Below are 25,575 nucleotides of genomic sequence, written 5' to 3'. Positions count from 1 at the left end.
CGGCGAACTCGTGCCGGCCGCCGTGGCCCAGGCGTTCACCGACCGGTACGGGGCGACGACGCCGGTCCCACCCGACCGTGCGCGACCACGCCGAAAGCCCAGCGCAGGGCCGGGAACCGACCGGGCACGCTCGGAGACGCGCGGCTCCTCGAACCCGGCCAGGATGAAATCGTCGCGGTGACCGCCGCCGTGGCACCGAACGAAGGGTGGCCGGTATGTCGAGAGTGTTCGGGTCGATGCGCCGCATGGTTCTCGCGCCTTCGCTGGAGCAGGTCTCCTTCGCCGCGCTCGGATTCCCGGTCACGGCCTCCGCCACCACAGTCCACCTGGAGGCGATCCCGCAGGCGGTGGTCTGCGGCTTCGAGTGGGGGATCGAGGGTCCGAGCGTCGCCGAGCTGGAACGCCGGCTCGCTCTCGTGGACCCGGAACGTCGTGGCTTCGCCTACGAGGGCGCGACGATGGCCTACACCGTGCTCGATGCGACGGCAGGCGGTTCCCGTACCCGTGAGTTGCTGGAAGGGCCGGGGCGCCCGCACTACTTCCTCGCCTGCATCGGCATCGGCTTCGCGATGGCCCGGCTGCCGCGCGTGTTGTGGCGCAAGGTGCTGCCGGACCTCACCGGGATCCCCTACCACCCGACGATGAGCTGGCTGGCCGTCGACGGCTACGGCTTCGACAAGGCGTACTTCGACCAGGCCACCTGGATCGTCGGGCAGCGACGGCCGCGGCCGTACCCGTGGCAGGGGCACGCCGACTACTTCCCGCGGGCGTTCGACCAGGGCGTCGGCCGGGCGCTGTGGTTCCGGCACGCGGCCGATCCGGCGGCGGTGGCCGCGACCGTCGACGGCTTCGCGGCCCCGCGCCGCGCGGACCTGTGGAGCGGTGTGGGACTGGCCGCGACGTTCGCCGGCGGGTGCGACACCGCGGGCTTCGAGTCGTTGCGGTCGCTGGCCGGCGAGTACGGCCCGCACCTCGCCCAGGGCGCGGTCTTCGCGGCCAAGGCGCGGACGTGGGCGGGCTACTGCCCGGAGCACACCGACGCGGCGGCGCGGGCGCTGACCGGCCTGTCGTCGGAGGCCGCCGCCGAGCTGGCCGATGCCGCGGCGGTCGACGCGCCCGCCGACGGCCTGGCCTACGAGGAGTGGCGGCGGGTGATCCGTGAGCGGGTCATTCAGCCCGCCGGCGTCAGCGACAGCTAGGACCCGCGCGCGGACGACGACCAGAGGAGCCTTCGATGACCACCAACAACGCCGATCCGGCGGCGCTGGCGCCCCGTGATCTCGCCATCTTCGTCAAGAGCACCCCGATGCCGGACGTCCGCGCGCTGATGAGTGGGGAACGCCGGGACGCCCTGTTGCAGGAGATCTTTCGGCGGATGCCGGACGTGTTCCGGGCCGACCGGGCCGCCGGTCTCGACGCCGTCATCCACTGGGTGATCGGTGACCGGCCCGACGGCGGTGTCGACCGCTACCAGCTGGAGATCGCGGACGGGGTGTGCCGGGTGTCGCCCGTCGCCGATCGCGAGCCGAAGCTGACGCTGACGATCGGCGGCGCCGACTTCCTGCTGGTGGTGACCGGCAACGCGCATCCGGTCGTGCTGACGATGAAGGGCCGACTGCGAACCCGGGGCGACCTCGCGCTGATCGCGAAGTTCCCCTCCCTGTTCGACGTGCCGAAGGTCTGACAGCGCCGCGGGGCCGGCTCGGCCGGCCCCGGCCGGGGCCGGCCGACGTTCGCCGGTCAACCCGCCGTTTCGTACGCCGTGGCGAGCGCGTCGCCGTGCCGGCGTGCCGCGGTCAGGGCGGCCCAGGCCGCCAGGCCGAGCAACGCCGCGTCGTCGTGGCCCTCGGCACGGACCGCGGCCACCGCCGAGTCGGGCACCCGGTACGAGGCGAAGGCGACGAGCATCGCCAGTCGTCCGGTTGCCCGGTCCGCAGAGGACAGACCCGCCAGCCGTGAGTCGAGCCAGTCCGCCACCCCCGCCAGGTCGTCCGGAGCGTCGTCGTCGACGAGGCACTCGCGTACCAGCAGGCGTACGGCAGGAGGCACCGACCGCTGCCCGGCGTCCTCGATCACCGCCGCCGCTCCCGTCATGGCGGCGGCGACGTGTGGCAGCCCCGCCGCCCAGCGGAGGTCGTCCGGCAGGCGCCGCACCGTGCCGGCCGTGCCGGGCAGCAGCGGCAGGGACTGCCCGGCCACCGCCTCCCGGCCGGCCAGCCGACCCATCAACCGTGCCGCGACGCTCCGGGCGCCACCGAGCAGGGGAGCGGGAACCGCCGCCAGCGGTGAGTCCCGCAGGAAGACGTTCACCATGCGGTTGAGGTAGTGGAAGTCGACGGCCACGCCGATCAGCTCCGGCGACAGGACCGTCGGAAGCGGCGGCGGCGAGGCGCCCCGGCGCCCGAGCCCGCGTACGGCTGCCTGGTGGACGTCCACGCAGTAGGGACAGGTGTTGGCAGCCGACACCGCGGCCGCCACCGCCTCGCGCTCCCGACGGCTCGTCGTGCCCGAGACGAGCAGGGTCTCCCGCAGGATGCACCAGGCCGCGGCGAGCAGTCCCGGCGCGGCGGCGTGCAGGGCGATGGGCGGCGCGAGCAGGCCGAAGTCGCGTTCGACCTGCTCGTACACCTGACGGACCCGCACCGGCGCGGCCTCCGGAGGTACCGGGGAGACGTGTCGCAGGTGCGCGAAGGTGGCCCGCCGCGTGAGCCCGGCGACCGTGAAACTCATGACCGCAGGCGGGCGACCGCACGCCGTCCGGCGGTCTCGCCGTCCGGCGACGGCGCACCGTAGGTCACCTCGACACCCCGCTCCTGTGCGGCCCGCACGATGCCCGGCATGGCGCGTTCGGCGAGGGCCGCGATCGTCGAGGCCGGGTTGACCGTCAACGCGCCGGGCACCGCGGAACCGTCGGTCACGAAGATGCCCGGGTGCCCGCGCAGCTCGTGGCGGTCGTCCAGCGCCGAGGTCGCCGGGTCGTCGCCGATGCGGCACGAGGCGAGGGGATGCACGGTGTACGCGCCCACCAGGTCGTTCGTCCACGGCATCACGCGGGACAGCCCGTCGCGCTCAAGGATGTCCTTGACGTCGGCGTCGGCCAGCGACCATCCGCGCCACGTGTTCGCCGTGGGCCGGTACCGCAGCGGGCCGTGGCCCAGCATCTGCTGCGAGAAGCGGTGGGCGTTGCCGGTCTCCGGCGGCGGGCCGAAGACGCCCTCGTTGTCGTCCTCCGACATCGTGAAGATCGTCAGCCACGACTGCCAGCGGCGCAGCATCTCCTTCTTGTCCCGGCCGAACCAGCTGGGGCTCGCGTCGGGCACCTGCGCCAGGATCGTGCCCAGCGCGGGCGGGAAGTAGAGCTGTTCGAGGGAGTAGCGCTCGAACTCGGGCAGGGCGCCGTCGAGCCGGTCCCAGCTGGCGACCGTCGGACCCCGCCCGATCTGGTACGCCTCGTAGGCCCGTCCGTCCGGCCGCGACAGCTTGAGCACCTCGCGGACCCGGTCCTCGTCGAACACGGCCGTGTTGAGGCGCTCACCGTTGCCGGAGAAGTACCGCCCGACCGCGTGCGGCATCCGGCCCAGGTGTGGCTCCGAGCGTTGCAGGATCACCGGTGTGGCGCCCGCGCCGGCGGCGATCACGACGATCTTCGCGTCGATCGTCCCCTCGCCGTGCAGGATCCGGTAGTCCTCCTCGTCGACGACGCGATAGTGGACCCGGTAGCTGCCGTCGGCGTTACGGACCAGGTGCTGCACCTCGTGCAGCGGCCGGATCTCGGCGCCGTGCGCCAGGGCGGCCGGCAGGTAGTTGAGCAGCAGCGAGCGTTTGGCGTCGAAGCGGCAGCCGGCCATCATCCAGTTGCAGTTCGTGCACATGCCCACGTCGATGGCCGACGGCGCCGGGTTGGCGGTACGTCCGGCGTGGTGGCAGGCGGCGGCGAACAGGCCACCGGCGTACGGGACCCGGTCCCACGTCTGCTGGGTCACCGGCAGCGCCTCGGCCACCCGGTCGTACCAGGGCTCCAGGGTGTCGCGGCTGATGGCGGCGGGCCACATGCGTCGCCCGATGCTGCCGTGGCGCTCGAAGACGAAGCGCGGCGCCCGCGGCATCGTGGCGAAGTAGACCACGCTGCCGCCGCCCACGCAGTTGCCGCCCAGCACGCTCATGCCGTCGCCGATGACGAAGTCGAAGACCCGGGTGTACGACGCGCCCAGCTTGAAGTCGTGCTCGAAGTCGTCGGCCTTGAGCCACGGGCCACGCTCGAAGACCTTCACCCGGGCGCCGCCGGCGGCGAGGTGGTACGCGGCGATGGCACCGCCGAAGCCGCTGCCGATGACCAGGACGTCGGTGGACTCGGTGGCCGTCATGCCGGGCTCCCCGTGGCGGTGGTGGACGGGTGCGGGTTGGCGAGCTGCCGGCCGTACGAGAACGTGGGGAACCGCCAGAGCCCGTCCGGCTCGGGCGTCTCGTACCCCATCGCCAGCAGGCCCGGATGCCCGGCGGCCAACGCGTCCACGGTGTGCAGGTGTGGCGCGCTGTCGAAGGCCATGTTGCAGAAGAGCGCCAGCCCCACCCACATCTGCTTGTCCGGGTGATCGGGGCTGGTCAGCTTCTCGATCAGCGCGGTCCGGGCCTCGAACGGCAGGCCCACGAAGGGCGGCAGGTCCGGGTTCAGGTCGAGGCCCGTGGCGGCGGCGTGCTCCCGGGCGTACTCGTCGAGTTCCACGCAGATCGTGTCGAGCGCCGGCGCCAGCCCTCCGGCGGGGTCTTCGAGCAGTTCGATCGCGCCGCCCGCGACGGCACCGCCGCCGACGTCGACGCCGGCGATCGCCGCATCGTCAGGGCCGCGTTTCTCGCCCGGGATGATGGTGTCGGCGAATGCCTCCAGAATCATCGTGCGCACCCGGTGTTCGGCCGCTTCGTCGGATTCCACGGCACGCTCCTTTGCGGAAGTCCGGACGTCAATTCCGGAGGTGTCGTTCGGATGCCAGTCATCGTGGTATGGGCCACCCCCCGCGTTCATCTCCTGTGTTGCGCTAACCGGCCCGTAATGGTCATTTCCGCTGTCCACTATCCACTCCACCATTGACCGATGCCGGTGAGCAGCGGAAACCTGCCGATCCCCGGACGCCGTCGGCGACCGCCGCAATGCAGGAGAAGTTTCGCTCCACATAGTCGCGTAAGAATGAGGTCTCAGCGGGAGGGCCGGAGCATACGATGAGTTCATTGACCAGACTTCGACGCCGTATCATGACCCCCGACGTGGGGCAGACCAAAGTCAGCACGCGCGGATTCCATCTCAAGAACGAGCAGGCCCGCGAGCGCCTCGAAACAGTCGGTAGCTCGTTCCTGCACGGATTCGGGGCGGCCGCCGAGGCGAATGGCCCGGCAGATGCGGCACCCACGGTCGAGGCCACGCCGGCCGCGTACCGGGGCTTCGCCTACGAGGGTGCGGCGATGGCCTTCGCCATCCGCGACGCCCTGCCCGGGCGTCCGCGGCACGTCGCGCGGTTCCTCGCCGACCACGACGAGCACGTCTACATGGCGTACGTCGGAGTGGGCTGGGCGATGGCCCGCCTGCCGCGTCTGCTGTGGCCCCGGCTGTACGCCCCGGACCCGCTGCTGCGCTGGCTCGTCCTCGACGGGTACGGGTTCCACGAGGCGTACTTCAAGACCGACCGGTACGTGCGCCAGCGGCGTCGGCCGTCCACCTTCGCGTGGCCTGCCGACGGCCCCCGGGACTACTCGGTGCGCGCCATCGACCAGGGCATCGGCCGGGCCTGCTGGTTCGTCGCCGGAACGGACCCGGAGCAGCTCGTCCGCCTCCTCGACGCGTTCCCCGCCGACCGCCGGCGCGACCTGTACGCCGGGGCCGGCCTCGCCGTCTGCTACGCGGGCGGCGCGAGTGAGCGGGAACTGACCTGGCTCGCCGAGTGCGCGGGACCGTACCGGCCGGACCTCGCGCAGGGCGCGTCGTTCGGCGCCGCGGCCCGGCTGCGTGCCGATCTCGTCACCCCGCACAACGAGCTGGCGACCCGTGTCCTCTGCGGCATGACGGTGAGCGACGCGACACGGGTGACCGACGAGGCGCGGGTCGGGCTGCCCCCGGACGACGTCCTGCCCGCCTACGAGGTGTGGCGTCAGCGCATCAGGAACGCCTTCGACCCGTCGCCAGCGACCCGAAAGCTGAGTGAGCAATGACCAGTATCGCCGTGGTGGGGATGGCGTGCCGCTACCCCGACGCCCGTTCACCGCAGGAACTGTGGGAGAACGCGATCGCGGGTCGCCGGGCGTTCCGGCGGCTCCCCGACGTCCGGATGAACGCCGACGACTACTTCGACGCCGACCCGGCCGCCCCGGACCGCTTCTACGCCCGCAACGCCGCCGTCATCGAGGGCTACGAGTTCGACCGGGTCGGCTACAAGGTCGCCGGCAGCACGTACCGGTCGACGGATCTGGCCCACTGGCTGGCCCTGGAGACCGCCGCGACGGCACTGGCCGACGCGGGTTTCCCGGCGGGGGAGGGGCTGCCCCAGGAGCGCACGGGCGTCATCGTGGGCAACACGCTGACCGGCGAGTTCTCCCGGGCCAACCAGATGCGGCTGCGCTGGCCGTACGTGCGGCGGACCGTGGCCGCGGCGTTGCGGGCAGAGGGCTGGGACGACGAGAAGCTGTCCGCCTTTCTCGCCACCTACGAGGAGGCGTACAAGAGCCCGTTCCCGCCGGTGAACGAGGACACGCTCGCCGGCGCCCTGTCGAACACGATCGCCGGACGCATCTGCAACCACTTCGATCTCAAGGGTGGCGGCTACACCGTCGACGGCGCCTGCTCGTCCTCGCTGCTGTCCGTGGTGACCGCGTGCCGGGCACTGCTCGACGGAGAACTGGACGTCGCGATCGCCGGCGGTGTCGACCTGTCCATCGACCCGTTCGAGGTCATCGGCTTCGCGAAGACCGGCGCCCTGGCCAGCGGCGAGATGCGGGTCTACGACCGCGCCTCCAACGGGTTCTGGCCCGGTGAGGGCTGCGGCATGCTGGTCCTGATGCGCGCCGACGAGGCCGCCGAGGCAGGTCACCGGATCTATGCCTCGGTGGCCGGCTGGGGCGTCTCGTCCGACGGCCGCGGTGGCATCACCCGGCCCGAGGTCGACGGCTACCAGCTCGCCCTGCACCGCGCGTACGACCGGGCCGGTTTCGGCATCGACACCGTCGGGCTGTTCGAGGGTCACGGCACCGGCACGAAGGTCGGGGACACCACCGAGCTCACCGCGCTGTCCAGCGCTCGCGAGACGGCGAATCCCGACGCGCCGCCGGCCGTCATCGGCTCGGTCAAGGGGATGATCGGTCACACCAAGGCCGCCGCCGGGGTGGCCGGTTTCATCCGCGCCGCCATGGCCGTGCACCACGAGGTGCTTCCCCCGAGCGTCGGCTCCGTCGACCCCCACGAGCTTCTCACCGCCGACGGCGCCCGGCTGCGCACCCTGCGCAAGGCCGAAGCGTGGCCGAGCGCGGTCCCGGTGCGGGCCGGCATCACCGCCATGGGCTTCGGCGGCATCAACACGCACGTCGTGCTCGAACGCCACGGCCCGCGCCGGCCCGTGCCGGATCGCCGCGTCCGTACCCTGGCCGCCTCCGCCCAGGACGCGGAGCTGCTGCTGGTGGACGCGGCCTCCGCGCCGGAACTGGCCGTTCGGCTCGCCGAGCTGGGCACCTTCGTGTCCGCGATCTCGTACGCGGAGCTGGGCGATCTCGCGGCGACGCTCCACCGCGACCTGCAGGACCGGCCGTTCCGGGCCGCGGTCGTTGCCTCGTCACCCGAGGAGGCGCAGTGGCTGCTGACCGCGGCGGGTGAGGCCGCCGAATCCGGCGAGACGACACTGATCCGCCCCGACGGCCGGTTCCTGCTCGGACACGTCAGCGGCCCGGCCCGGATCAGCTTCCTCTTCCCGGGGCAGGGTTCCGGACGCGGTGTCAGCGGTGGCGCGCTGCGGCGGCGGTTCGCCGAGGTCGAGGACGTCTACCTGCGCGCCGCGCTGCCCACCGGCAGCGACGTCGTCGCGACCGAGGTCGCCCAACCGCGCATCGTCGCCGGATCACTGGCCGGGCAGCACGCCCTGGCGCTGCTCGGCATCGAGGCGTCCACCGCGATCGGGCACAGCCTCGGCGAGATCGTGGCCCTGCAGTGGGCCGGCGTCATGGACGAGGACACGCTCCTGCGCGTCGCCGGCGTCCGGGGCCGGACCATGGCCGGGCACAGCCAGGCCGGCACGATGGCCGACATCGGAGCGCCCCCCGAGACGGTCGACGGGATCATCGCGGGGCTGCCGGTGGTCGTGGCCGCCTACAACGGGCCCCAGCACACCGTCGTCTCCGGGTCGGTCGACGCGATCGAGGCGGTCTGCCACAAGGCTCGGGCCGCCGGCCTGAGCGCGACGCGGCTGCGGGTCTCGCACGCCTTCCACTCCCCGCTGGTCGCACCGGCCGCGGACACGTTCGCCGACGCCCTCGCGGGCGAGACCTTCCACCAGGTCGGCGCCCGGGTCGTCTCCACAGTCACCGGTGAGGTGCTGCCCGCCGACACCGACGTGCGCGGCCTCCTGCGCCGCCAGATCACCGACCCGGTCCTGTTCAACCAGGCCGTCGCGTTCGCCGCCAAGAACACCGACCTGTTCGTCGAGGTCGGGCCCGGGCGGGTGCTAACCGGGCTGGCCACGACGGTCACGGACGTCCCGGCGGTCGCCGTGGACACCGACAACGACTCGCTCGCGAGTCTGCTGCGGGTCGCCGGCGCCGCGTACGTCGTCGGCGCGGCCCCGGCCCCGGCGGCGCTGTTCGACGGGCGGTTCGTGCGGCCGCTGGAGGTCGGCGCCGCGTTCTCCTTCCTGACCAGCCCCTGCGAGCAGGCGCCGGAGCTCAGCGCGGCGATCGAGCGCGGGCCGGCCGTGGCGCCGCCGTCCACCACCGCCGATGCGGTCGGGGTGGGGGAGGAGTCCACCGAGGACCTCATGCGGCGGCTCACCGCCGAGCGCGCCGAGCTGCCGATCGAACTCGTCCGGCCGGACAGCCGCCTGCTCGACGACCTGCACCTGAGCTCGATCACGATCGGCCAGGTGGCCAACCAGCTCGCACAGCGTCTGGAGCTGCCACCGGCGCAGATGCCGCTCAACTTCGCGACCGCCACCGTCCGGGAACTCGCGGCGACGATGGAGACCCTCGCGCGTACGGCCCGGGACAGCGACGCCACCGCCACGCCTGTGGTGGCGGGTGTGGCCGGCTGGGCGCGGCCCTGGCGGCTCGACCTCGACGAGGTGCCGTTGCCGGCGGTTCCCGGCGACGCCACCGCCGCGAACGGTCCGTGGCACGCGCACGCGTCAGCGGAGCACCCGTTCGCCGCGACCCTCGCCGCGGCGCTCGAACAGGCCGGGCTCGGTGGCGGCGTTCTGGTCTGCCTGCCACCGGACTGCACCGAGGAGCAACTGGAGCCGGCCCTGCGGGGAGCGCAGCAGGCCCTCGCCGCCGGCAGCACCCGCTTCGTCCTGGTCGGGCACGGTCGGGGCGCGGCGGCCATCGCCCGGACGTTGCATCTTGAGGCGCCGTCCGTGCTGGTCACCGTCGTGCACCTGCCGGCCGCCAGCGACTCGGCGGTGGAGCTGGTGGTGCGGGAGGTCGCCGCGACGACCAGCTTCACCGAGGTGCACTACGACGACGGGGTGCGGCGCGTCCCGACGCTCCGCGCGCTGCCGGTACGCCCCGCGACGGTGGAGGCCCCGCTCGGCGCGGACGACGTGCTGCTGGTGACCGGTGGGGGCAAGGGCATCACTGCCGAGTGCGCCCTCGCCCTGGCCACCGACAGTGGCGCAAGCCTGGCGGTGCTGGGCCGTTCCGACCCCGCCGAGGACGCCGAACTGGCCGCGAACCTGGCCCGGATCGCCACCGCCGGCGTCACCGTGCGGTACGCCCGCGCCGACGTCACCGATGCCGCCGCCGTCCGGCAGGCGGTGCGGGACCTCTCCGCCGAACTCGGGCCGATCACCGGTGTTCTGCACGGCGCCGGCCGCAACGAACCCGCCGGACTGGCGAGCCTGGACCCGGCCGCGTTCCGTCACACCCTGGCACCGAAGGTCGACGGCCTGCGGGCGGTGCTCGACGCGGTCGAGAAGCCTCGGCTCCGGCTGCTCGTGACGCTCGGCAGCATCATCGGCCGGGCGGGGCTGCGGGGCGAAGCGCACTACGCCACCGCCAACGACTGGCTGGCCGAGGAGACCACGGCCTTCTCCCGGGCGTACCCCGAGTGCCGCACCCGGTGCCTGGAGTGGTCGGTCTGGTCGGGCGTCGGCATGGGGGAGCGGCTGTCGGTCGTCGAGTCGCTCAGCCGCGAGGGCGTCACGCCCATCACCCCCGACCAGGGCATCGCGATCCTGCGGCGTCTGGTCGCGGACACCACCGCGCCGGTCGTGGTGGTGATCAGCGGCCGCACCGAGGGCATCCACACGGTCCGGTACCACCAGCCGGCGCTGCCGTTGCTGCGCTTCGTCGACCGCGCGCTGATCCGCTACCACCAGGTCGAACTCGTGGTGGAGACGGAACTCAACGTCGGCACCGACCGCTACCTCGAAGATCATGACCTGGACGGCAACCTGCTGTTCCCCGCGGTCTTCGGGATGGAGGCCATGGCGCAGGTGGCCGCGGCCCTCTCCGGCGCCGACGTCCTCCCGGTCATCGAGCGGGCGGAGTTCCTGCGGCCCATCATCGTCGCGCCCCACGGGCACACGAGGATCCGGGTGGCTGCCCTGGTCACCGACGACGACGTCATCGAGGTGGCGATCCGCAGCGAGGAGACCGGCTTCACCGCCGATCACTTCACCGCCCGGCTGCGCCTCGGCGCCGACACGGTGCCCGACGGCCCTCCGGACCAGGTGCCGGACGGTCTCGCGCCGGCCTCGATCGCCCCGCTCGACGACCTGTACGGCGGCACCCTGTTCCAGGGAGGCCGGTTCCAGCGGATCCGGCAGTACCACCGGGCCGCCGCCCGTCACGTGGACGCGATCGTGGAGGCCGACGACTCGACGGCGTGGTTCGCCCCGTACGTCTCCGCGACGCTGCTGCTGGGCGACCCCGGCGTCCGCGACGCGCTCATGCACGGCAACCAGGTGTGCGTACCGGACGCCACGCTGCTGCCCGTCGGCGTGGAACGCATCCACCCCGGCGGGGAGAAGCTGTCGTCCGCCCGCGAGCTGCGGTACTGCGCCACCGAACGCGAGCGCGACGGCGACACGTACGTCTACGACATCGCCCTGCGCACGGAGTCCGGGATGACCGTCGAGCGGTGGGAGGGACTGCGGCTGCGCGCGGTCCGCAAGCAGGACGGCGCCGGCCCGTGGGTGGCGCCGCTGCTCGGCCCCTACCTGGAGCGTGGGCTGGGAGACCTCGGGCTCACCGGCGTCGCCGTCGCCATCGAGCCCGACGCCCCGGCACCCGAGCCGGGCGAGCGCTCCGCCACGCGCCGACGTGACAGCGCCCGCGCCGTCGGGCAGGCGCTCGGGCGGCCGGTCGAGATCACCTACCGGCCGGACGGTCGGCCCGAGGTCGCCGGGGAGCACACCGTCTCGATCGCGCACGGCGCCGGGGTGACGCTGGCCGTCGCCGGGGCGGGCGTCCTGGGCTGCGACCTCGAGAGCGTGGCGCGGCGCAGTCCCGAGGAGTGGAAGGGCCTGCTCGGCCCCCACGCCGGGCTCGCCGAGCAGTTGGCCGGCGACTCGGGCGAGGACGCCGACACCGCCTCGACCCGGGTCTGGACCGCGGTCGAGGCGATGCAGAAGGCCGGCCTGCCGATGCGCGGCCCACTCGTCCTGGGCGGTACGGCCCGTCCCGGCTGGGTGCTCTTCGCCGCCGGCGGCGCTCGGGCCGCCTCGTTCGTCACGAGCCTGCGCGGCAGCGACGGACGAGTCGTCATCACTGTTCTGGCCGGTGCGGAGGGATGAGCATGGAGAGCTACTACGAGCTGCGGCACACCGTCGGGTTCGAGGAGACGAACATCGTCGGCAACGTCTACTACGTCAACTACCTGCGGTGGCAGGGCCGCTGCCGGGAGATGTTCCTGAAGGACCGGGCGCCGACGGTCCTCGCCGACCTGCAGGACGACCTCAAGCTGTTCACGCTCAAGGTCGAGTGTGAGTTCTTCGCCGAGATCACCGCGTTCGACGAGATCGCCGTCCGGATGCGACTGCTCGAACTGGCCCAGACGCAGCTCGAGTTCGGCTTCGACTATGTGCGTACCGGACCGGCGGGCGAGACACTCGTCGCCCGCGGCGCCCAGCGCGTCGCCTGCATGCGCGGCCCGAACAACCGGACCGTTCCCACCCGGGTCCCGGAAGCGCTCGAACGCGCTCTGGAACCCTATGCCGCCGCCGGGGTCCGGCGATGACGACCTTCGGTACGGAAGAGTTGACGGACCCGGTGCTGATGCGCCGCGTCTGCGGGACCTTCGCCACCGGTGTCACGGTGGTCAGCGTCGGCGGGGACGAGCCGCACGCCATGACCGCGAACTCGTTCAGCGCGGTGTCCCTCGATCCGCCGCTGATCCTGGTGTGTGTCGGCCGGGACGCCCTCATGCACCAGGCGCTCAGCCGGGCCGGCGCGTTCGGCGTCTCCGTGCTGGCCGCCGATCAGGAGGCGGTGGCGCGCTACTACGCCGACCGACGCCGCCCGCTCGGACAGGAGCAGTTCGAGTTCGCCGAGTGGCGGCCGGGCGCGCGGACGGCGGCGCCGTTGCTCGGCGGCGCTGCCGCCCACATCGAGTGCGAGCTCTGGCGGTCGTACGACGGGGGAGATCACACGATCTTCCTGGGCCGTCCGTGCGGGATGCGCCGGCACGACGACGGCGACGGCGAGGCCCTCGTGTTCCTCGGTGGCCGGTTCCGTCGGCTCGAGAGGACGCCGTCGGCGGTGGTGACGTCATGACCGCCGTCACCCGGTCGGCGCCGTCCCTTCCCGGTCCGTCGCGCGCGTCGGCCGTCAGCATGCTCATCACGATGGGCCGCGACCGCCTCGGCATGATGACGTCGGCGGCCGCCCGCTACGGCGACGTCGCGCTGCTGCCGGTCGGTCCGAAGGAGCTCTACTTCTTCAACCACCCCGACCACGCCAAGCACGTGCTCGCCGACAACGCGGCCAACTACCACAAGGGCATCGGTCTGGTGCACGCCCGCCGAGCGCTCGGCGACGGGTTGCTGACCAGCGAGGGTGAGCTGTGGCGCAAGCAGCGAAGGGTGGCGCAGCCGGCGTTCCAGAGCCGGCGCATCGCCCAGCAGGCCGGCATCGTCGCCGAGGAGGCGGCGGCCCTCGTCGGCCGGCTGCGGACGCTCGGCCGCCACGGCCCGGTGGACGTGCTCCAGGAGATGACGGGTCTGACTCTCGGCGTGCTCGGGCGCACGCTGCTCGACACCGACCTCGGGAGGTTCCCGTCGATCGGGCGCGACTTCGCCGTGGTGCAGGACCAGGCCATGTTCGAGCTCGCGTCGTTGAGCGCCGTGCCGCCCTGGGTGCCGCTGCCGCGTCAGGTGCGGTTCCGGCGTGCCCGCCGTCGTCTGCAGACGATCGTCGACCAGCTCGTCGCCGAGCGCGGGAGCCACACCGGTGACCGCGACGACGTGCTGTCGCGGCTCATCGTGTCGGCCCGGGCCGAGCCCGACCCCCGGGTCGGACGGCAGCGGCTGCGCGACGAGCTCGTGACCCTGCTGCTCGCCGGGCACGAGACCACCGCCAGCACGCTGAGCTGGGCGCTCTACCTGCTCGACAGGCATCCCGAGGTGCGCCACCGGCTGCGGGAAGAGGCGATCGCGGTGCTGGGCGACCGGCTGCCGACCTTCGACGACCTGGGCCGCCTGCGGTACACCGCGATGGTCATCGACGAGGTGGTGCGGCTGTACCCGCCGGTGTGGATCCTGCCCCGCAAGGCGCTCGCCGCCGACGTGGTGGGCGGGTACGCGGTGCCGGCGGGCGCCGACGTGCTGGTCTGCCCCTACACGCTGCACCGGCACCCGGACTTCTGGGACCAGCCCGAACGCTTCGATCCGGAGCGCTTCGACCCGGCCCGCACCACCGACCGCCCGCGGTACGCCTACATCCCGTTCGGCGCGGGGCCGCGGTTCTGCGTCGGGAACCACCTGGGCCTGATGGAGGCCGCATTCGTCCTCGCCGTACTGGCCCGGGACCTGACGCTCACGACGGTCGCCACGCACAACGTCGTACCCGAGCCGATGTTGTCGCTGCGCATACGCGGCGGCCTGCCGATGACCGTGCGTCCGGCGGACTGAGGACACCGCCGGGTGACCGCGGACCGCTGTCACCCACGACCGCACCACCCGAACGCCCGACCCGGCCGGGTCGGGCACCACCCGAGGGGGATCGTTGCCACCGAAACCAGTGGGTCCGCTGCGCAGACTCATTCCCGTCGTCTTCGTCCTGGTACTCGTCGCGGGGCTGTTCACGATCTCGCGGCTGCCGTCCGCATCCGCGGCGGACCGGCGCGCGATGGCGTCGCAGTTCGCGTTCACCGAACTGCCCATCGCCCTGCCGCCGGGTCTGCCGCAGCGCACGATCCGGACGGTGAACCCGAAATACGAGCACATCCGGTCCTGGATCTCGTCGGTCGGCGCCGGAGTGGCGGTCAACGACCTCGACGGGCAGGGCGGCGCCAACGACCTCTGCCTCGTCGACCCCCGCAGCGACAGCGCCATCGTGACTCCGGCGCCCGGCGGTGGCGCCCGCTACGCGCCGTTCGTGCTGGACCCGGCGCCGTTGCCGATGGGACCGGCGATCGCCCCGATGGGCTGCACACCCGGCGACTTCAACGTCGACGGCCGGACGGATCTGCTGGTCGTCTACTGGGGACGGACCCCGGTCGTGTTCCTACAGACCGGAAACGCGGCGAGCCTGAGCCTCGCGTCGTACCACCCGGTCGAGCTGATCCCGCAGCAGCAGACCACCGACGGCCGCTACCGGGGACCGCTGTGGAACACCAACGCGACAGCGGTCGCGGACTTCGACGGCGACGGCCGGCCCGACATCGGGATCTTCAACTACTTCCCGGACTCCCAGGTGCTCGACGCACAGGGCCTGCCGAACGTGCAGATGAACCACTCCATGTCCCGCGCGCAGAACGCCGGCGGGGCGCACATCCTGCGCTGGACCGCGGCCACCACCGGCGCCGAGCCGAGCGTCACCTACGAGGAGCAGAGCGCGATCGACCCCCGGTACGCCACCGGATGGACGCTCGCGTCGGCCTCCGCCGACCTCGACGGGGATCTGCTGCCCGAGCTGTACCTCGCCAACGACTTCGGCAACGACCGCTTCTTCCACAACGTGTCGGCCCCCGGCCGGATCAGGTTCGCCCTGGCGGAGGGGCGTCGCGGCCCGCTGGACCCCAAGTCGCTGGTCGTGGGCCACGACTCGTTCAAGGGGATGGCCGTCGACTTCGCCGATCTGCGCGGCAGCGGCCGGTTCGACGCCTTCGTCAGCAACATCACCGAGTCGTGGGGGCTGGAGGAGAGCAACTTCGTCTGGCAGAACACCGCGGCCAACCCCCAGGAGGCGCGGGAACGGCTGTCGAAGGGCATCGCTCCCTTCGAGAACAAGGCATCGGCGAAGAACCTCGCCTGGGTCGGCTGGGGCTGGGACGTCAAGATGGCCGACTTCGACAACAGCGGACGGCTCGTCGTGGTGCAGTCCTGCGGCTTCGTCAAGGGCACGGTCAACCGGTTCAACTGGCTGCAGGAGTTGGCCGCCAGCAACGACCTGATGCTGCGGGAGCCGGACATGTGGCCCAACGCGCAGCCGGGCGACGACATCGCCGGCTCCAACGCGCTGGCGTTCTGGGCACCGGAGGACAACGGCCGCTACGTCGACCTGAGCCCGCAGCTCGGACTCGACGACCGTACCCCGACCCGCGGTGTCGCCGTGGGTGACACCGACGGCGACGGCCGCCAGGACTTCGCGATGGCACGCCAGTGGGGGCCGCCCGCCTACTACCACAACACCAAGGCGCAGGTCGGCGACTTCCTCGGACTGCGGCTGCACCGGCCCGCGCTCGGCGCCGCCACGGGCAACGATGCCCGCACCCCGGCGTACGGCGCGCAGGCTCGGGTGACCACAGCCGACGGCCGCACCCAGCTCGCCCAGCTCGACGGCGGCGGCGGGCACTCGGGCAAGCGCAGCTTCGACCTGTTCTTCGGCCTCGGTGACCAGGGCAGCGCGCCCGTCACCGTCGAACTGAGCTGGCGCGACCTCGACGGTGTCCAGCATCAGCAGACCCTGCCCCTCTCCGCCGGATGGCACGACCTCACGCTCACCGACCGAGCCCAGGAGCTGACCACACCATGACGGACGTCAAACGCGCCCCGGTGGGCGTGACCACCACGGCCGAGGTCGCCGACGCGACCCGCAACGGCAGCGGGCCGGACCGGGCCCGGGCCGGCGTCGACCGGCGACCGCCCGTACCCCGGGTGGACAAGCGCGACCCCCGCTACCTGGCCCTGCGGAACTTCGCCATCTCCATGTCCATCCTCAACGTGCTCGGCTACACGGTGCTCGGGTTCGAGCAGCCCTGGACCTGGCCGCTGTTCGCCCTGGCGATCGGGTACACGGTCGAGCTCGCGATCGAGGCGGTCGCCGCCCGTTCCCTGGGTCGCCGACCGGCCTACAGCGGCAACGGCGCGTGGGGCGTCTACACGTTCCTGCTGCCGACCCACATCACCGCGCTCGCCGCGAACATGCTGCTGTACGCCAACGACCTGTTCTGGCCGATCGCCTTCGCCGTGGTCGTGGCCGTCGGTCAGAAGGCGGTGCTGCAGGCCCCGATCGCCGGACGCATGCGGCACTTCATGAACCCGTCGAACTTCGGCATCACCATCACGCTGCTCGCGTTCTCCTGGGTCAACGTCGCGCCGCCGTACCACTTCACGGAGAACGTGCCCGACGTCTTCCGGATGTTCATCCCGATGGTGGTGCTCACTGCGGGCACGATCCTCAACGCGATGCTCACGAAGAAGGTCGCGCTGATCGTGGGCTGGGTCGGCGGCTTCGTCATCCAGGCCCTGATCCGGCACTTCGTCTGGGACGTACAGCTCTGGTCGGCGCTGAGCATCATGACCGGGGTGGCGTTCGTGCTGTTCACCAACTACATGATCACCGATCCGGGCACCACGCCCTCCAAGCCCCGCTTCCAGTTCATGTTCGGCGCCTCGGTGGCCATGGTGTACGGCGTCCTGATGCTGTTCAACGTCGTCTACACCCTGTTCTTCGCGGTCACGATCGTGTGCCTGGCACGGGGTCTGTTCTGGTGGGGCAGGTGGCTCGCCGAGCGGCGGGGCGCCCGCACCGCGGTGCAGCCGGTGCCACCGCCAGCGGCGGTGGAGCTGCCGATCGCCCGCTGACCCTGTCGATCCGCGTGGCCCGGCCGGCAGTCCTCCCAGGCGGAGATCCGCAGTGCGAGGACGGCCCGGCCGGGCCACGGACGGAGAGCCAGTCAGCGCATCCTGCCGTCGCAGAATTCGAGAGAGGCTGTCATGACCGCCACGCAACGACCGGCCGCGCCCAACGCGGCCACCCCGACGCCGGCACGCTCGGACCGGCGCGGCGCGCTGATCGTGGGCAGTGTGCTCGCGGGAATCGCGCTGTCCCTGCTCTGGTCGTACCAGTTCGTCGACCAGACGATCGGCGACAACGTCGCCAACACCCTGCTGGGCCACGACGCGAAGGCGACCGCGATCGGCGGCACCGCGGCGGGCCTGCTGTTCGCGTTCGTCTCGGGCCTGGCGGGCACGTTCACGGCCTGCAACATCGCCATGGCCGCCTCGATCGGGCCGATGACACACGCCGGCGCCGGCGGCACACCGGCGGCGGGGCTGCGCTTCATGCTCCGGCCGGTGGGCCTGCTGGCGCTGGGCATGGTCGTCGTCTCCGCCACGTACGGCTTCGTCGGAGTCCTGCTCGGCGACTCGCTGCCGCAGCTGTCGACGGCGACGACCGCCGGTGGCATGCCCGTACGACTCGTGCAGTCGGTGGTGGTCTTCGGTCTGATCGGTCTCGCGTTCATCTACCTCGGTCTCGCGGCCCTCGACAAGGTCCCCGATCCGTTCGCGCGCCGCCCGTTCGCCCGCGTCTTCGTGCTCGGCATGCTGGTCGGCGCCTTCCTGATCGGCCGGCCGTACCCGTTGTTCCACAAGCTCTTCCAGTGGGCCGCCGACAACGGAAACCCCCTGTACGGGTCGGCCGCCTTCGTGTTGCAGTCGCTGGGCAACATCGCGATCGTGGGCATCCTGTTCGCACTCGTCGTCCTCGCCACCCGCGGAGGGCTGATCCGCTGGCTGTCCGCGCGACCGGCACGCACCCTCGCGGTCACCGGGTCGCTGCTGCTCGCGCTGGGCGTCTTCACCCTCGTCTACTGGACCGTCCGGGTGCCGGCGATGTTCGGCTACGGCTGGTTCCCGACGATGCCCTACAACTGAGCGCGGGTGTCGGCGTCGTTCGGCGGTGACAGGATCTCGATGTACCCGTCGGTGCCGTGCACCCGGATCCGCTGCCCGTCGCGGATCAGCCTGGTCGCGTCCGCCACCCCGACGACGGCGGGCAGGCCGTACTCCCGGGCGATGACCGCCCCGTGGGTCATGAGGCCGCCCACCTCGGTCACCAGGCCCTGGACCGCGACGAACAGGGGTGACCAGCTCGGGTCCGTGTAGGAGGTGACCAGGATGTCGCCGGGTTCCAGCTCGGCCTCGGCGATGTCCAGCAGGACGCGGGCTCGGCCCTCGACGATCCCGCCGGAGACCGGGAGGCCGGCCAGCGCGCCGGCCGGCACATTGTCGCGCCGGTACGCCCCGGCGATGGCCTCACCCTCGGAGGTGAGCACCCGGGGCGGCGTGAGCGTCCGGTGCAAGCGGAACGCGTCCCTCCGCCGCTGGATGAGGTGGTCGTCGACCTGGTGCGTCCGCACGACGTCGCGCAGCTCGGAGAAGGTCAGATAGAAGATGTCGTTGCTCTCGCGGAGCACGCCGGCCCGCACGAGGCGCTCGGCCTCCGGAAGCAGGGCCTGCTTGTAGACGAAGTAGCGGCTGATGATGGCGTACTTCGGATACTCCCGGTACCCGATGAAGGTGCGGACCCGGTCGATCATCCGCGTGGTCTCGTCGGCCTTCCGGTCCCCGTCCGGCAGGGCCCGCAGCCGCTCCAGCAGCTCCTCGCGCTTCTGCTGCGCCTCCTGAAGCCCCTGCGCGAACCGCCGCCCGGCGGCGCCCGGTTCGAGGAGCCTGATGTTGTCGAGGATCAGGGGTACGAGCGTGGTGGGGCGTTCGCTCCAACGCGGTCTGGTGATGTCGATCTCGCCAACGCACCGCATGCCGTACCGGTCGAGGTAGGCCCGGATGGCGTCGCGCACCTCGGTCCCGCCCGCGAGCCTCGGCAGCTCGTCGAGGAAGCCGTCGTCCTCGACGTCCCGCAGGAAGGCCACCACCTCCGGATGCGGTCGGATGACGTCCGCGACGTCGAGCAGTGCCAGGCCCATCTCCGACGTGATGTTGCCCGGGGCGGACAGCGTGAGGGTGTCGGCGGCGTTCTTCTCGCCCAGCCATTCGGACAGCTGCTCGTTGAGCCACCAGGTGGCCTCCATCCCCGCCATGATCGCCTGCATGCTCAAGGGATCACTGAGGATCCGCTTGTGCTCCTCGAACGCCTTCAGCAGGAAGTCGAACAGCGCCGGGCCCGTCACCGTCGCGATGTCGTGCCGCAGGGCGGCGAGAGACGCCTCGCTGCGCTCGATCAGCTCGGTGACGATCGCCGGGTCGTTCTCGATCGGGGCGGGCGTGCCGCCGACGGGCGGGCCGCTGGGACCGCCGTCCGGGAGCGTCGGAACGAAGTCGGGGCGGGCGAGGACGGTCTCCAGCGCGTCCCTGGTCAACGGATCGGACCTCTCCGCCATGCGGAGGAAGCCGGCACGGCTCGCGGGCGCTGCCAGCAGCCGGGTGGCGTCGACGAACAACCTCCCGCCGGCCTCGTGCATCGGCGCCATGGCCGTCAGCTGCCACATGGAGAGCCCCAACGGCTTCATGGCGTCGGTCATCATCTGCTGATGGCCGACGGAGAGGTAGACGTGGTTCTCCCGGTCCTCGGCCGCCGGGACGGGGAACAGCGTCGTGATCGCCCGGCTCTGCACGATCGCGACGTCACCGTCGACCAGGCACCATTCGATGTCCTGCGGGTGCCCGAAGTGCGCTTCGATCCGCCGGCCCACGTCCACCAGCCGCAGGACCTGCGCGTCCGTCAGCGCCGGCTGCTCCTGTCGTTCCGGGCTGATCGCCTGCCTCGTGGTCCCGCCGGCCGGCAGCGCCTCGATGGCGAGACGCTTTCTGGCGATCGTCCGGTCGATGATCGCGCCGTCGCGCACCCGGTAGGAGTCCGGGTTCACCAGCCCGGAGACCAGGGCCTCGCCGAGGCCGAAGCTGGCCTCCACGGACGCGACCTTCCGGTTGGACGTGACGGGGTCGGCCGTGAAGAGGACGCCGGCCGCCTGTGGAAACACCATCTTCTGCACGACAACGGCCAGGTGGACCGCCCGATGGTCGATGCCGTTGCGCTGACGGTAGGTGACCGCCCGCTCGGTGAAGAGCGAGGCCCAGCACCGGCTGACGTGCGTGCGAATCGCCGCCGGACCCCTGACGTTCAGGTACGTGTCCTGCTGGCCCGCGAAGGAGGCCGTCGCCAGGTCCTCCGCCGTGGCGCTGGATCGGACGGCGTACGCAGCTTCCTCGCCGTGCTGGCTGAGCGCCCGGCCGATGGCCGCCGCCACGTCGTCGGGCAGGGCGACCCCTTCGATGGTCCGGCGGATCTGGGCGCTGAGGTCGCGGACCTCCTCCCGGTCGTCCGGCCTCAGGCGCGACAGGTGGTCGAGCTGATCGTCGATCGAGGGCACCTCGGCCATGACCCGTCGGAAGGCGTCCGTCGTCACGCAGAAGCCAGCCGGTACGCGGATGCCGTCAATCCGCGACAACGCCCCCAGACGGGCGCCCTTGCCGCCGACGATCGCGACCTGCGTCTCGTCGACCTCGTCGAGATCTCGCACATACTGGTCGATCATCGCGCCCCGTTTCTTCGTCCGTTCCGGTGTCCGGCGGACGATTCTGCGGCAAGACCCGGGTCTTGCGGCAAGACCCCCGTTGCGATATACGTTAAAGTGGGAGCGGATAGCAGTGGTGTTTTTCCCGCTGTGAATGAAATCGTTCCGCTGATTCGTGCCTGGTTCCGCCCTTGCGGCAGGCCGTCCGGCACGTCCTCGCCGGCCCTGCACGCGCCGCACAATCCCCGTCGAAGCGCCCCGCGGCAGCGCGGCGCACACCGTCGCCGGCGCACGGCGCCGCGTCGACGCTGCACCGGGTATCGAACCCGATCGGGGGCGAGCACGCGAGAGGAGATCGTCATGGCAGCGACCGCGCAGATCCTGTTCGTTCAGGGCGCTGGCGCCGGCACGCACGACGAGTGGGACAGCAGGTTGTTCGACAGTTTGCGGCGCGGGCTCGGGGACTCGTACGAGGTTCGTTACCCGCGGATGCCCGACGAGGGCGACCCGAGCTACGCCACCTGGAGCGCCGCCATCCGGCGGGAGATCGCGGCACTGGACGACGGCGCCGTCGTCGTGGGCCATTCGGTGGGCGGGGCGATCCTCGTCCACGCGCTCGCCGAGCGGCCACCCGAGCGGGACCTCGCGATGATCGTGCTGATCGCCGCCCCGTTCGTCGGCGCGGGCGGCTGGCCCGGCGACGAGTTCGAGCTGCCGCACGACCTCGGTGCCCGGCTGCCGCGTGGCGTACCGGTGCGGGTGTTTCACGGGCTCCAGGACGAGACGGCGCCGCCGTCGCACGCGGACCTGTACGCGGGCGTGCTCCCGCAGGCGCGGGTGTACCGGCTGCCGGGGCGCGATCACCAGCTGAACGACGACCTCGGTGACGTGGCGAAGGTGATCAGGCTTGACACGTCTGGCTAATTGCATTAGCTTAAAGCTAACGCAATTAGCCGAACATGGAGGATCCCATGACCGAGTACCTGACCGTCGATGGCGGCACCCTGGCGTACGAGGTGACCGGCGCCTCCGGGCCGCTCGTCGTTCTCGCCCACGGCATGGGTGACAGCCGCGAGGCGTACCGCTTCGTCGTGCCGCGCCTGGTGGCCGCCGGCTACCGGGTGACCGCCGTCGACCTGCGGGGTTGCGGCGAGTCGAGCGCGCAGTGGCCCTCCTACAGCCGCACCGACATCGCCGGCGATCTGCTCGCGGTGATCCGCCACCTCGGCGGTCCGGCCGTGTTGGTCGGCCACTCGATCTCCGGCGGGGCCGCCACCATCGCCGCCGCCCAGGCGCCCGAGCTGATCACCGGCATCGTCGAACTGACCCCCTTCACCCGCAAGCAGTCGATCAAGCTGGGCGACCTGCGGGTCGCCCGCTACCGCAAGGGCATGGCCCGGCTGCTCGGCACCGGCCTGCTGGGCAGCGTGCCCCTCTGGCGCAGTTACCTCGACATCGCCTACCCGGCGAAAAAGCCGGCCGACTGGGCCGCTCGCACGGCCCGGATCGACGCCATGATGCGCGAGCCCGGCCGGATGGCGGCGATGCGCAAGATGGGCCAGTCGGCGCCGGTCGACGCCGGGGCGCAGCTGGGTAACGTCCGCTGCCCGGCCCTGATCGTCGAGGGATCGCTCGACCCGGACTGGGCCGACCCGCGAGCCGAGGGGGAGGCGATCGTGGCCGCGCTGCCGGCCGGGTTGGGTCGCCTCGAGGTCATCGAGGGCGCGGGTCACTACCCGCACGTGCAGTACCCCGACGAGACGGCGGCCCTGCTGCTCGCCTTCCTGGCCACGAACGCCCGCGCCTAGGGTCAACGCCCGCCTAGGGTCCTGAGCCCGCCTAGGGTCCTCGGCCCGCCCTGGTCAGGCCAGCAGCTGTTCCCGCATCCGCGCGCCCAGGTTGATCCGTCCCACCGCGCGCGGGCCGGCCGGATCGTGCACGTCCACTGTGTTGTTGCGACGCATCAGCGCACGGATCGGAGGTGGCAACCGGGGCGGGTCGTCCATCGCGGCGAGGATCTGCGCGGCGCTCGTGATCAGTCGATCGACGAAGGCGGCGGCGTCGGTGTCCACCCGCACCCGGCCGTACTCCCAGCCGGCGGTGGTGAGGTCGAGCACCTCGAACACATGGATCACCAGCGGGTTCGGGTCGGTCACCCGATCGAGCCGGGCCGCCCGGCCGCCGACCACCGCGACGGCGGCGGCCACCTGGGCGTACGGGTGGAAGCCGCACGGCAACGCGAACAGCGGCCACCGCAGGCCGGGACCGGCCTCCATCCACAGCGGCCGGTAGTTGCGCCGGTGCACCAGGAGCCGCCGGCCCGTCCGCCGGTGGATGTCCTGCGCCTGCGCCCGCAGATCCACGTGTGCCTCGTCGGCGACCTGGCTCAGAATCCGGGCCGCCACCACCAGGCCGTCGTCGCCGCCCAGCATTCCGGTGGCCGCTTCGACCTGCGCGGGAAACGGGTTCCGGGAGTGCGCGCCGTATCCGTGCTGGAGGTCTCGCAGCAGCGCCTGCTGCCGCCCCGGGTCGAGCTGGACCCGCCCGCCGCCCAGCAACCGCTGGAGCCAACGCATGTCGCCTCGTTTCAGCAGAGCCGTCCCGAACCGTGGCAATGTTATGCGTCGGACGTTCCCCGCGTGCCGCAGGGGTGAGCATGGAGCGGCGTGCGCCGGCCGGGCGACGCGCGGGTCGGTGCCCGCGACCGCGCCCGGCCGGCCCCGCCTACCGTGGCGGGTCGCTCAACTGCGGCTCCACCGCTGGCTGGCTGCGCCGTTGCAGTCCCAGATCTGGGTGCGTGTGCCATTCGCCGTACCGTTGCCCACCAGGTCCAGGCAGCGGCCCGAGGCGACCGCCGTGATCGAGCCGTCGGCGTTGAAGCGCCACTGTTGGTTCGCCTGGCCGTGACAGTCCCAGATGATCACCGATGTTCCGTTGGCGGTGCCGGCGTTGTAGACGTCGAGGCACTTGCCTCCGTAGACCCGCAGCTCCTGAGCGCTGGTCGAGGTCCAGGACTGATTGGCCTGGCCGTGGCAGTCCCAGATGATGGTCGTGGCGCCGTTGGTCTGGGACGCGCCGTTGACGTCCAGGCACCGGCCGGCGGACGTGCTGCGGATCGTCGACGTCGTGCTCGGTGGGGGAGTGCTCGGTGGGGGAGTGCCGCCGCCGGTGACCAGGAACATGGCGGCGCCGTGCGCCGGCACCGACGCGCTGATCGTGCCGGTGGACGTCGAGGTCGTGTGGGACCACAGGTCACGTACGGCGTACGAGCCGGCGCTGCCGAGCCCGAGCGCGCTGGCCGTGGTGGAGATCGTGGTCGTGCCGCTGCCGCGGTTGAGCAGCACTGTGGCCACCCCGCCGGTGGACATCGGCTTGCGCCAGACCTCCAGGTCGCCGGAGTCACTGATCTTGCGGCCCTGCTGACCGCCCCAGTCCTGGTTGACGGCGATCACGTCGGTGTTGGTCAGGATCGTGCGGGTGGCCGCCGACATGGTGCGGATGTCGTTGCCCGCCAGCAGCGGGGCGTTCAGCAACGCCCACAGGCTGAAGTGGGCCCGGGACTCGGTGTCGGTGGGGCCGTTGCCGACCTCCAGCATGTCCGGGTCGTTCCACGCGCCGGGTCGGGCGTACGACTCCTTGTCGACCTGCTGGTCGAGGATGCTCATGATGGAGTTCCAGTTCCCACCGATGTCGCCGGTGGTACGCCAGGAGTTGCCCACCCCCGCGCCCCAGGTCCAGACGCTGTCCTGTCCCCAACTGCACAGGCTGTAGAGGATCGGCCGGTTGGTGGCCGCGAGCGCGTCCCGCATGGCGGTGTAGCGCTGCTGCGCGCTCCGACCGAGGTGGTCGCCGCAGTTGTCGTACTTGAGGTAGTCGATCCCCCAGGATGCCCAGAGGTTGGCGTCGCGTTGCTCGTAGTTGATGCTGGCCGGGTACCCGGCGCAGGTGAGGGTGCCGGCTGAGGAGTAGATGCCGAGCTTGAGGCCCTTGTCGTGGACGTAGTCGGCGAGAGCCTTGATGCCGCTCGGGAACTTCTGCGGATCGGCGACCAGGTCGCCGCTGGCGTTGCGCTGTTTGGTGGACCAGCAGTCGTCGATGTTGACGTAGCGGTATCCGGCCGCGGCCATGCCGCTGGAGACCAGCGCGTCGGCCGTCTGCCGGATGAGCGTCTCGTTGACGTTGCACCCGAACGCGTTCCAGTCGTTCCAGCCCATCTGTGGCGTGCGGGCCAGCCCGTTCTCCAACGCCTGCGCGGGTCGGGTGGTGGTGAGCACCACCGCGCCGCTGACCACCGCGGTGCCGAGGGCGGCCGCGAGGAGCGCGGGGAGCAGTAGGGCGATTCTTCGTCTGAGCACGTGCACTCCTCGCGGGTGGTTGGCGGCGAGGGCCGGCTGCCGGTCCACAGGAGCCAGGGATATAGATCACTGACAATTTAACCCGTACGACATATGACGTCAACGCCGCCGGCATCC

General features: G+C 71.8%; 18 protein-coding genes. 12 read left to right on the top strand and 6 right to left on the bottom strand.

The genetic code is table 11. The features are described 5' to 3' along the window. Positions 1 to 215 precede the first annotated feature (215 nt). Both ABZU53_RS25945 and ABZU53_RS25940 read left to right on the top strand, forming a co-directional pair. Positions 216 to 1,199, top strand: coding sequence for a DUF1702 family protein (locus ABZU53_RS25945; protein ID WP_354856211.1), 984 nt, complete (start codon positions 216 to 218; stop codon positions 1,197 to 1,199). Between the two features lie 35 nt (positions 1,200 to 1,234). Next, complete coding sequence (locus ABZU53_RS25940) at positions 1,235 to 1,684, top strand: SCP2 sterol-binding domain-containing protein (protein ID WP_355068033.1); 450 nt, start codon at positions 1,235 to 1,237, stop codon at positions 1,682 to 1,684. 56 nt (positions 1,685 to 1,740) lie between these two features. Here ABZU53_RS25940 and ABZU53_RS25935 read toward each other — a convergent pair whose 3' ends face one another. Genes ABZU53_RS25935 through ABZU53_RS25925 form a run of 3 tightly spaced genes read right to left on the bottom strand, consistent with a single transcriptional unit; the run spans position 1,741 to position 4,891 of the window. Then, positions 1,741 to 2,730 carry a carboxymuconolactone decarboxylase family protein gene (locus tag ABZU53_RS25935; protein WP_355068032.1) on the bottom strand — a complete coding sequence of 330 codons (990 nt, stop codon included), beginning with the start codon at positions 2,728 to 2,730 and terminating at the stop codon, positions 1,741 to 1,743. Next, complete coding sequence (locus ABZU53_RS25930; protein ID WP_355068030.1) at positions 2,727 to 4,364, bottom strand: GMC family oxidoreductase; 1,638 nt, start codon at positions 4,362 to 4,364, stop codon at positions 2,727 to 2,729. Before ABZU53_RS25930 ends, ABZU53_RS25935 begins: the two co-directional genes overlap by 4 nt. After that, positions 4,361 to 4,891, bottom strand: a complete 531-nt coding sequence (locus ABZU53_RS25925) for a DUF5987 family protein (protein WP_355068036.1) — start codon at positions 4,889 to 4,891, stop codon at positions 4,361 to 4,363. Before ABZU53_RS25925 ends, ABZU53_RS25930 begins: the two co-directional genes overlap by 4 nt. Positions 4,892 to 5,214: 323 nt before the next feature. Between ABZU53_RS25925 and ABZU53_RS25920 the strand changes: the two genes are divergently transcribed. The 8 genes from ABZU53_RS25920 to ABZU53_RS25885 all read left to right on the top strand — a co-directional run bounded on the left by ABZU53_RS25920 (position 5,215) and on the right by ABZU53_RS25885 (position 18,503). Then, positions 5,215 to 6,198, top strand: a complete 984-nt coding sequence (locus ABZU53_RS25920; RefSeq protein ID WP_355068028.1) for a DUF1702 family protein — start codon at positions 5,215 to 5,217, stop codon at positions 6,196 to 6,198. Next, on the top strand, positions 6,195 to 11,978 hold the full coding sequence (locus ABZU53_RS25915) for a type I polyketide synthase (RefSeq protein WP_355068026.1): 5,784 nt from the start codon (positions 6,195 to 6,197) through the stop codon (positions 11,976 to 11,978). Before ABZU53_RS25920 ends, ABZU53_RS25915 begins: the two co-directional genes overlap by 4 nt. A gap of 2 nt (positions 11,979 to 11,980) precedes the next feature. Further along, the gene (locus tag ABZU53_RS25910; protein WP_039905788.1) at positions 11,981 to 12,421 is read left to right on the top strand and encodes an acyl-CoA thioesterase; all 441 of its coding nucleotides are present in this window, start codon (positions 11,981 to 11,983) and stop codon (positions 12,419 to 12,421) included. Next, on the top strand, positions 12,418 to 12,957 hold the full coding sequence (locus ABZU53_RS25905; protein WP_355068024.1) for a flavin reductase family protein: 540 nt from the start codon (positions 12,418 to 12,420) through the stop codon (positions 12,955 to 12,957). Before ABZU53_RS25910 ends, ABZU53_RS25905 begins: the two co-directional genes overlap by 4 nt. Beyond that, positions 12,954 to 14,312 carry a cytochrome P450 gene (locus tag ABZU53_RS25900; protein WP_355068023.1) on the top strand — a complete coding sequence of 453 codons (1,359 nt, stop codon included), beginning with the start codon at positions 12,954 to 12,956 and terminating at the stop codon, positions 14,310 to 14,312. Before ABZU53_RS25905 ends, ABZU53_RS25900 begins: the two co-directional genes overlap by 4 nt. 94 nt (positions 14,313 to 14,406) lie before the next feature. Further along, positions 14,407 to 16,377, top strand: a complete 1,971-nt coding sequence (locus ABZU53_RS25895; protein WP_355068021.1) for a CRTAC1 family protein — start codon at positions 14,407 to 14,409, stop codon at positions 16,375 to 16,377. Next, positions 16,374 to 17,429 (top strand): enediyne biosynthesis protein, encoded by a 1,056-nt coding sequence (locus ABZU53_RS25890; protein ID WP_354856202.1) that lies wholly within the window; start codon positions 16,374 to 16,376, stop codon positions 17,427 to 17,429. The genes ABZU53_RS25895 and ABZU53_RS25890 overlap by 4 nt, the downstream gene beginning before the upstream one ends. A 132-nt stretch (positions 17,430 to 17,561) precedes the next feature. Then, a complete protein-coding gene (locus ABZU53_RS25885) occupies positions 17,562 to 18,503 on the top strand; it encodes a hypothetical protein (RefSeq protein WP_355068020.1) in 942 nt (313 codons plus the stop codon). Here ABZU53_RS25885 and rph read toward each other — a convergent pair. Next, a complete protein-coding gene (gene rph, locus ABZU53_RS25880; RefSeq protein ID WP_355068018.1) occupies positions 18,494 to 21,124 on the bottom strand; it encodes a rifamycin-inactivating phosphotransferase in 2,631 nt (876 codons plus the stop codon). The genes ABZU53_RS25885 and rph overlap by 10 nt on opposite strands. Positions 21,125 to 21,463: 339 nt before the next feature. Between rph and ABZU53_RS25875 the strand changes: the two genes are divergently transcribed. Both ABZU53_RS25875 and ABZU53_RS25870 read left to right on the top strand, forming a co-directional pair. Continuing rightward, complete coding sequence (locus ABZU53_RS25875; RefSeq protein ID WP_355068016.1) at positions 21,464 to 22,027, top strand: alpha/beta fold hydrolase; 564 nt, start codon at positions 21,464 to 21,466, stop codon at positions 22,025 to 22,027. Between the two features lie 47 nt (positions 22,028 to 22,074). Next, on the top strand, positions 22,075 to 22,911 hold the full coding sequence (locus tag ABZU53_RS25870) for an alpha/beta hydrolase (RefSeq protein WP_354856198.1): 837 nt from the start codon (positions 22,075 to 22,077) through the stop codon (positions 22,909 to 22,911). A gap of 54 nt (positions 22,912 to 22,965) precedes the next feature. On the opposite strand, the gene ABZU53_RS25865 is transcribed toward ABZU53_RS25870, so the two are convergent. Both ABZU53_RS25865 and ABZU53_RS25860 read right to left on the bottom strand, forming a co-directional pair. Next, positions 22,966 to 23,679, bottom strand: a complete 714-nt coding sequence (locus ABZU53_RS25865; protein WP_355068015.1) for a hypothetical protein — start codon at positions 23,677 to 23,679, stop codon at positions 22,966 to 22,968. A gap of 165 nt (positions 23,680 to 23,844) precedes the next feature. Further along, on the bottom strand, positions 23,845 to 25,458 hold the full coding sequence (locus tag ABZU53_RS25860) for a ricin-type beta-trefoil lectin domain protein (RefSeq protein ID WP_355068014.1): 1,614 nt from the start codon (positions 25,456 to 25,458) through the stop codon (positions 23,845 to 23,847). Between the last annotated feature and the right edge of the window lie 117 nt (positions 25,459 to 25,575).

Origin of the sequence: Micromonospora sp. NPDC005194 (genome assembly GCF_040608335.1) — a bacterium.
Lineage (GTDB): Bacteria > Actinomycetota > Actinomycetes > Mycobacteriales > Micromonosporaceae > Micromonospora.
The sequence above is the reverse complement of the archived record's forward strand: the minus strand, read 5'-3'. Positions and strand labels throughout refer to the sequence as shown.

What these genes read in the sequence shown, in the direction of transcription:
- ABZU53_RS25925 (WP_355068036.1), bottom strand. Translation starts at nt 4,891, where the DNA reads ATGATTCTGGAGGCATTCGCCGACACCATCATCCCGGGCGAGAAACGC.
- ABZU53_RS25920 (WP_355068028.1), top strand. Translation starts at nt 5,215, where the DNA reads ATGAGTTCATTGACCAGACTTCGACGCCGTATCATGACCCCCGACGTG.
- rph (WP_355068018.1), bottom strand. Translation starts at nt 21,124, where the DNA reads ATGATCGACCAGTATGTGCGAGATCTCGACGAGGTCGACGAGACGCAG.
- ABZU53_RS25935 (WP_355068032.1), bottom strand. Translation starts at nt 2,730, where the DNA reads ATGAGTTTCACGGTCGCCGGGCTCACGCGGCGGGCCACCTTCGCGCAC.
- ABZU53_RS25870 (WP_354856198.1), top strand. Translation starts at nt 22,075, where the DNA reads ATGACCGAGTACCTGACCGTCGATGGCGGCACCCTGGCGTACGAGGTG.
- ABZU53_RS25915 (WP_355068026.1), top strand. Translation starts at nt 6,195, where the DNA reads ATGACCAGTATCGCCGTGGTGGGGATGGCGTGCCGCTACCCCGACGCC.
- ABZU53_RS25875 (WP_355068016.1), top strand. Translation starts at nt 21,464, where the DNA reads ATGGCAGCGACCGCGCAGATCCTGTTCGTTCAGGGCGCTGGCGCCGGC.
- ABZU53_RS25890 (WP_354856202.1), top strand. Translation starts at nt 16,374, where the DNA reads ATGACGGACGTCAAACGCGCCCCGGTGGGCGTGACCACCACGGCCGAG.
- ABZU53_RS25865 (WP_355068015.1), bottom strand. Translation starts at nt 23,679, where the DNA reads ATGCGTTGGCTCCAGCGGTTGCTGGGCGGCGGGCGGGTCCAGCTCGAC.
- ABZU53_RS25940 (WP_355068033.1), top strand. Translation starts at nt 1,235, where the DNA reads ATGACCACCAACAACGCCGATCCGGCGGCGCTGGCGCCCCGTGATCTC.
- ABZU53_RS25900 (WP_355068023.1), top strand. Translation starts at nt 12,954, where the DNA reads ATGACCGCCGTCACCCGGTCGGCGCCGTCCCTTCCCGGTCCGTCGCGC.
- ABZU53_RS25930 (WP_355068030.1), bottom strand. Translation starts at nt 4,364, where the DNA reads ATGACGGCCACCGAGTCCACCGACGTCCTGGTCATCGGCAGCGGCTTC.
- ABZU53_RS25905 (WP_355068024.1), top strand. Translation starts at nt 12,418, where the DNA reads ATGACGACCTTCGGTACGGAAGAGTTGACGGACCCGGTGCTGATGCGC.
- ABZU53_RS25885 (WP_355068020.1), top strand. Translation starts at nt 17,562, where the DNA reads ATGACCGCCACGCAACGACCGGCCGCGCCCAACGCGGCCACCCCGACG.
- ABZU53_RS25945 (WP_354856211.1), top strand. Translation starts at nt 216, where the DNA reads ATGTCGAGAGTGTTCGGGTCGATGCGCCGCATGGTTCTCGCGCCTTCG.
- ABZU53_RS25910 (WP_039905788.1), top strand. Translation starts at nt 11,981, where the DNA reads ATGGAGAGCTACTACGAGCTGCGGCACACCGTCGGGTTCGAGGAGACG.